The following is a 7090-nucleotide window of genomic DNA, read 5'->3' on the forward strand; positions in this document are numbered from 1 at the left end:
GTTATCCCCCCTCTGCTTCGAGCAGCACTCTATAAAACTTCTTCACGCCGATCCACCAGCCGGTATGCTCGGCGTAATATCCATGTGGATTTTCCCGACTGACCAACCAGTAGACGGGATCGACCTTCGCCGGTCGTGACTGCGATAGTTTCACGATGGTCTTGGCTGCGATCAGCGCCGATTCTTCCGTGGTCAAATCCGCCCCCCTGCCACTACACCAGCAGCCAAACACGTTCCATGGATTACGGATGATGAGCGTGGCATGCTTTTTGTTACTCGGTACAAAGGATTGCTCTTGACCGGTGATCGCGATCAAAAAATGCGGATCCACATTTTGTGCCTTTCCGGCTTTATCAATCATGGCCAGAATGTCCGGATCGGCGAGTGCAGACTTTTTCGAGACCAGGTAACGCATCACCGCCTCCGTTTTTAACGGGCGATACGACAGCTCTAGCGGTACATTCGGCTCGCTGCCTGGCGGCTTCACGTAGTCGAGGGGATTGACGGCAACACCTCGTTTCCGCACTTCAAAATGCAAATGCGGTCCCGTAGATCGCCCTACCTTTCCAGCGCCAATACGGCCAATACGCTGGCCTTTGGCCACTATGTCTCCTACCTTCACCTCCATCCGCCAGTCCAAATGTCCATAGATGGACACCAGTTCGCCATCATGCTCCAGACGAACCACTTGGCCATAGCCAACTGCTGCACCGGCGATCATCACTTTACCAGCTGCCATGGCATAAATTGGCTGCAACTCGGTATTCTCCGCACCGTCCGCCATATCGATCCCCTTATGAATCTCCGCTCCCTCCCCGATATCACGTCGCCCAAAATAAGAGGTAATGCGTGCGATAGTCGGGGTGGGCCAGGCGTAAGCGCTGCCGTCCGTATCGATATAGGAGGGCTCCATCCACCCCCAGCTGCTGGTTGCTGGGCTATAGGCCATATCCTCCTCTTTACCAAAAATGATAAACGGAAGGAGTGTGAGCAAGATAAGCAAGGCGATCATGATCACAACCATCACAATTAGTGCCGTGGACGATCCAAGCAACGCCACAAGCCGGTAGATACGCCTAGCTCGTTGCACCTTTTCGATGACTTCAATTGATCTCGTTACAACGCCATCCCCCATGACTTACCCCGTTTGCTTCAGGCCGCGAGTTTTATACTGCCTGGCCTCTTGTTCCGGCACTTGCATGAGGAGCTCGTCGTATTTCTTGTTGTACTCCAGGACGTACCGATTTGTATCTTCGTTTTCGCTGATACGCTGCTGGACTTCAAGTGGAATGTCGGAATGACGTGCAAGCTCGCGAACAGCGGAATGTTCCATGTAGAAATACACGCGCGTATTGGTGTTTTCCCACATGCCAATCCCTTCTGCTGTATCCAGCATAATCATCGGCGTATTGGAGCCCAGGATCATCATACCGTTCCACTTACGAATGGCCGTATACCAGTTGAAAATCTCTGAACGCAAGTGCGGATTTTGCGTCTGACGCTGGCCTTCGTCGACCAGTACAGCGGAAAAGTACGCCCCTTGGAACTTCAGATATTGAATATTGGCATTCACGGCATCTATGGCCATACTCATCTTCAACTGAGCCTGCTGCGCTCGCTCATCGCTTGCATCGCTATCCTTCATCTGACCGCTGCCAACCTTATAGACCACAAGCTTCGCTCGCTGGAACTCAAGCGGCTCCTCAATGGCGAACAGGCCGTTGTAGATTCCGATGAAATAGATTTTAATCTTATCGAACAAGCCCTTCGCATCCGCATTCCGCTCAGCTTCGCGCTGAATATCTTCAAATACAAGATGAATCGTCGGCCTGGGTCCAGCGTACGGCCCCATCCACGTCTCTTCCTGCGCCACATCGATCCCTGCAGATGCCAGCACGCGTTTAATGGCTTCTCCGGCCTCAAAAGTCTGGACATCGGTCAATCCCTTGGCGAGAAGGGAGAGTGTCCGAATGCCGGCGTCTATAGCCTTCTGCAGCCGTGAACGATTGAACTCTGCACAATCGGCGTCGAGTTCTGGCAAGGCTGGCATGATGGTTAATGGCTCATAATAGCGTCCCGTTCCCGCCGTATGATCGACATAGACACCGCCAATATATTCGCATAGATCACGCCATTCTCCATCCAGGTCAAACACAAAGACATGTATGCCTTCCTCGACGAGTGAGACAACGAGCGCTTTCATGAAAAAGCTTTTACCTTGACCTGTCTTGCCGAACACCGTCAAGTTTTGCGCTCTTGGATCGTCCGGATTACAGATGTCGATAAAGCAAAAGCCTCCGTCTTCCGTCCGCCGTCCAAAGTAGAGCCCTTTATTATCCGAGAAGCTTCCTCGCGTAAAGGGATACGTCTTGGCAGCAACGATGTCTGTCGTGACCCTGCCGTAGTGCTGCTTCTGAAAAAACAAGCCAGTCTTTGTGTTCGGATCGCAAACGGGGCTCGTTTGCTTCATCGCCTCGACTTGCTCGCGCTCGAGCAGGTCAAGCTCACCCATCACATCGTCGAACCAGGACTGGAGCTTCTTCGTCGCTGCGTCAAGCTGATGTTTTTTCGGCGCGGAAAGCGTCAGAAAGGTATGAATATCGACCAAGGTTCGCTCGTCCTTATAAGCCGCATCGCGCAGAGCCAGGATGGTGTCTCGCGCTGCTGTCTCCGCTCTGCGCTCCGGATCGCCTGCTTCTTGCGCGGTCTCCATGCTACGCTCTAGTCGCCTCAGCTTATTTTTAAGGCTCCAGCCCCACTTAGCCTTACTCTTGGCATAACGGATTGTCTTCCGAAGCGTCGCCCCTTCCTCACTGACCATCTTATCGAGCGTATCCAGATAACCGGCGAGCAGCATGGGAGGATAACCTTTGATCGTCACCACGCGCACATAATGCCCGTTTTTGACGTCTTTCCCATCCAAGGATCCATTGATCTCCAGGTGCTTGACCGCTTTTTTCCATGTTTTAATCAGCCGTTGCGCATTTGCGATCATGCACATCCCTCCTCTTCCTGTGTGTCACCGGTCTGCCGAAGCAACTGCCGGATTTCCGGATCCGTTGCTGGCGGCCGCCCTTGATACAGCCAGTACCTCGCCCCTTTTATAGCCGGGAAGATATGACACTCAGTTGGTTGCCAATGCTCCTTTACAAGCGTACGAACCGCCTGCTGCATCTCCGGCTCCGCACCGTTTATCCAGACCTCGCCCATCCAACGAGGCGCTGCTTGCTCCCAGCGCAGCCAATGATGATAGTCGCTATCGACGATGGCCACCGCGATCCCGTGCGCCTGCAATTCTTCCCGACCGGGATGACTCCAGGGCAAGTCGACCAGCACCGGATGCGAAGGTCCCAGCTTCTGCAGCAACTCCTTTACCGCATCGGTATGTCGAAAGCCAGCTGTCGGGATCCAGAGCGTCAAACCAGGTGCGTGACGGGACATATACGACTCCCATCCCTCCTCACGACTGGTGAGCGGCAACGGATTAAGCGCCGTCTTGCAGCCTTGATCGGGTGAGAGATCCACAACATGCACCGGCGTCTCATGTGAGCTCCATGCGGTCCCCAGATTCACGGCGAGAAAGGTCTTCCCCGATGGCACCGGCGAAGTCAGCAAACGAACGCCTGGCGTGAGCATGAGCGACTCGGTCGCTTCCTCGATCCGCTCATCCTCAAGAGCAACTGCATCTGTCCCTTCTGTTTTCGATTTCCGCTTGCGAAGGCGCTTGGCGATCAAAACTCGGAGTCGTGAAAACATCGTCCCTACGGTTGTACGCAGTCCCGTCATAAGCGAGCGGAAGGCGCTTTTTTTCGTGGTTATCGGCTCTTCTTCTATGATCAGCGGAACATCCCGATCCTCCGGCTCCACCTCCTCCTCGATATGTTCGACCTTGAGTTCCTGTTGTTCCATGACGAGCGCTTGCTGCTGCTCATCCTCCAGCTCCTGCCAGGACTCTTGCAGATCCGTCCAGCGCTCCCATGCTTTGCGATCCCACCAGCGTCCAAGCAGCTCCGGCGTGACATAGCCGGAGATCAAACTGTACAGATGACCGCTATGTCCAAGTACGTTCATGACGCGAGCTTGCTTCTCCCGCAGCTCCGCAACAAAACGGAACCGTTTGAGCTCTTCCTTAGATCCCTCTGGCTCATCGTCTCGTTGCCGAGGATCGATCCGGTGCTGGTCGATGGTCAGCCTCAGCACATAAGCGCTTCGCTGCGCCTCGCCGCTCTGTGCGAGCCCTCGCCACATGCCAATGCGCATCATCTTGAGCTGCTCGATGCCTTCGCTATCGGACGGCGCTTCCACCTTCTGTGCCCAAATTTCATGCCGATAGTCCGGTATCTGCTCGGCGAACACATCGATCGTAAACCCTTCCTTGCTGCAGGCACGAATAAATTGTCCGAAGGCCGCAATCCGTTGACGTTTCTGACTGAGAATCGCCGTCTCCCAAGGCGGTGCCTGAATGCTATAGAGCATCTGTACGACCGGTCTGCCGCTTTTGTTCTTGGATGTATAAAACCAACTGTCTTCCTCCATGCCGAGCAAGGTCTCTAGTCCAGTGCCGGTGCCGCGCTTTGGTTGATACCGTTTATCCAGGTAGTACCGCTTTCGACGATAAGGCAGTCGAATAGCTCGGCCTATGAAGCTGCTCCCCATCACTAGGACGAGCCAGATCAACTTGACCCAGAACGAAAACGGCAATAAAAAAGGCACAAGCCCGATGGTGAGCGTTGTACCAATGATCCAGCCCATATCCTTTAGCGTCAGCCCCATAAACTGCGCATCTTCGCGAATATCGCCCATGAGGTAAATGCCCAGCAGTTCGGCTTCCGCCTCGGCATGCCGCATCTGTTCTTCTCTCACCCCGTTCTCCTCCTCCCTTCTAACTTTGTTGTTTACGCATCATTTCTCTTTGCAGGTCCTCAAATGAACCCATGTCCAGACCTCTTAGCGGCGGCTGACCATAATCCACCGGCTGACCATCCAAAATAACTTTCACCTTGCCGGATGCCGTTCGCCAATACGGCGTCCGCTCCTTCCGGTAAGCATCATAAGCGGCTTGGAAGGAAGTCAGCTTCTCCTGTTGCACCAGGACACGATTCGTCTTCTCATCCGCTTCTACAGCAGGCAGCCATTCATCATGCGTCCCGCTATCCTGCCACTCTTTCATCATCTTTCCGAGGAAGCGAGAGCCTTTTGGCAGATCCAATTGGATCCGCTTCACGCCATGCTTCTGCATCCCTTCAAGCACCGTTTTCACCTCCGGCACCAGCTCCTCAGGCACCCATAGCCCGTCCTTACGTAGCTTCAGCTTGTCTACCCACGGATAACGCTTCGGATTCGCCAGCAGTTGTCCATGTGCAGCAGCCGCATCCTCCGGCGATAGATTCGCCTTGGTAAAGGCAGGCAGCTTCTGTTTCACCGTTTGAAGCGCTTCGTCGACGGCCTTTCCGGTGGCTATTTTTTTTACACCGCCATCCTGTCCAACGAACACGCCGTCCAGTGTATGGCCATGTACAGAATCGGTTACCGTAAATTGAGCTTCTCGCAGTTCATTTAGCGCTGCTGAACCGTTCTTTCCGCTTGCCACCAGTTCGCCGGTCGCTGCCTTATAGGTCAAGGCCGAGCCATATTTTTGCTGGAAATTCGGTAGCGCTAGCATGTTTTGCATATCCGCTCGTTCTGCTTTCGGAACGACAATCATCGTACCGGCCTGATAGCCCTCCGCCTTCAGCGTATGTGCGATTTCATGCGCCTCGGCGACAACTTGCGCACCGGCAAAAGAAACGGGCATTGCCTCCGGCGTCACGATATCTCCTGTCTGCACCGCCCAATCCTTTGGCTGCTCATAATGCACGCCCTGCAGCACTTCGGAAACACCGCCTGTCGCCTTGGATAACATGCGATTACCAAGTTGACTGCGGGACTCTTGCATCTTCCGCCCACTGTCCTGCATCTTTTTCGCCATGGATGCAAAATTGAGACCACGCTTTTGAATCCCTTCTGAACCTAAGCGTTTGCCAATAGCTTGCAGCGATGTGGAGGCTTTCTCTGACCAATGACCGGCATTTTCTACCACTTTGCCGCCATTTAGTGTAATAGGATCCCGCACACCGCGCCAGAGCGGCTTAAGCCAGATAAAATAAAGCAGGATCAGCAGCACGATGACACTCACAGGCGCAGCGATGACGGGATGAACCCCCATCTCTGCCCAAATGCCTTCACCTAGGCTGTAGTCGGTCTGTGCCTTGACAAAGATAGCCCAATGGAGGGTCATGATAACGCCTACGAATAGCGTCCGGATGTAGATATTGAGGAAACCTATCAGTACCTCAAGCCTTCCACTAAACGCCACGTATGCGATCCAGAAGCCCACGCCGATAGCCATCCCGATTAAGGTGAGGATTTTGATGGTCGCAAGCACATACATAACGGGGAAGACGGTATAGGTGTGTACGAGCAAGGAGAACAATCCACCGACTTCCGACAGTGTTTCCCCTAATGTCTTTCCTGCATAGGCCGGATCGGTCAGCGCATCCGAGCCCATCGTCAGTGCCTTCAGAATTTCTTGGCCACTAAGAGAGGTGTAGTCCAGATCCGTTGTCCCGATAATTCCTTCCGTCATCATTTGCGTCAGCCAATTGAGCAACACGTTAATGATATTAAGAATCGTGAGACTGAAAATGGAAGTGCCCAGGCTGACAATAAACCCAATGAGCAGCTTCCTCATGTCCTTCTTTCCTTTTAGCACCTGATTCGTGAGTACCCCGATGCCGACAAAGAGGGCAATGACGCAAAGAATCGTGATGGCGGACCATAAAGTTCGTACAAATCCAAGCTCGGCAATACGCGGTGTAAACAAATAAATCTTCTGGAAGACCGTAAGCATTGGAGTGAGCGATTCATCTGCCCAAAGAATAACCAGGCTATCGACAGCCGTTTTTAGAAACGTACCGTTCATCACATCCGATACCGTCGTCGTCATTTGCTCCATTCGCTCGCCGGTGTCTGCCAAAATCTTGGGGAGTGGACCTAATATGATCGTCCAGTCCGGTAGCGACCACCCGCCGCCAGAGGCAGGCTCCTCTGG

The 7090-nt window shown here is 53.5% G+C and carries 4 protein-coding genes; all 4 read right to left on the reverse strand.

Features of this window, described 5'->3' with window-relative positions; translation table 11 throughout:
- Position 1: 1 nt before the first annotated feature.
- A complete protein-coding gene (locus tag PAT3040_RS13340; protein ID WP_108993046.1) occupies positions 2-1135 on the reverse strand; it encodes a M23 family metallopeptidase in 1134 nt (377 codons plus the stop codon).
- Between the two features lie 3 nt (positions 1136-1138).
- Positions 1139-2995: a VirB4 family type IV secretion system protein gene (locus PAT3040_RS13345; protein ID WP_181376601.1), complete on the reverse strand. Its 1857-nt coding sequence runs from the start codon at positions 2993-2995 to the stop codon at positions 1139-1141.
- A complete protein-coding gene (locus PAT3040_RS13350) occupies positions 2992-4863 on the reverse strand; it encodes a hypothetical protein (RefSeq protein ID WP_108993048.1) in 1872 nt (623 codons plus the stop codon). Before PAT3040_RS13350 ends, PAT3040_RS13345 begins: the two co-directional genes overlap by 4 nt.
- A gap of 19 nt (positions 4864-4882) precedes the next feature.
- The coding region (locus PAT3040_RS36995) for a hypothetical protein (RefSeq protein ID WP_181376602.1) at positions 4883-7090 on the reverse strand (2208 nt) is incomplete at its 5' end.

It is taken from the genome of Paenibacillus agaridevorans (assembly GCF_003112455.1).
Lineage (GTDB): Bacteria > Bacillota > Bacilli > Paenibacillales > Paenibacillaceae > Pristimantibacillus > Pristimantibacillus agaridevorans.

Bases quoted from the DNA above. Each gene is read 5' to 3' on its own strand.
- PAT3040_RS13340 (WP_108993046.1), bottom strand. From the start codon at position 1,135: ATGGGGGATGGCGTTGTAACGAGATCAATTGAAGTCATCGAAAAGGTG.
- PAT3040_RS13345 (WP_181376601.1), bottom strand. From the start codon at position 2,995: ATGATCGCAAATGCGCAACGGCTGATTAAAACATGGAAAAAAGCGGTC.